The organism is Paraburkholderia sp. SIMBA_053 (assembly GCF_046534895.1).
Lineage (GTDB): Bacteria > Pseudomonadota > Gammaproteobacteria > Burkholderiales > Burkholderiaceae > Paraburkholderia > Paraburkholderia caledonica.
In genome coordinates this window covers 1-244 of the sequence record NZ_JAWRXU010001469.1, presented here as the reverse complement: position 1 = coordinate 244, position 244 = coordinate 1, and the positions used below count along the sequence as shown (strand labels likewise).

The 244-nt window shown below is 61.9% G+C and carries 1 pseudogene; it reads right to left on the bottom strand.

The features are described 5' to 3' along the window. Window positions 1-244, bottom strand: a pseudogene (locus tag SB753_RS40490) (ABC transporter); the annotation flags it as partial.

Sequence of the window (244 nt, the reverse complement as noted above, 5' to 3'; positions counted from 1 at the left end):
ATGTGTTCGGGCCGCACGCCCAACGTGACTCTCGCGCCCACGTTCGCCGACAGCGGCGCGCCTTCGAGCACGATCTCGCCACCGTCCGCGAGTTTCAGCGCAAGTCCCTGCGAGTGATCCACTACGATGCCTTCGGCGAAATTCATCGACGGCGAGCCAAGAAAGCTCGCGACGAAAAGATTCGACGGACGGTCATAGAGTTCGAGCGGACGCCCGATCTGTTCGATCTGCCCCGCGTTCATCA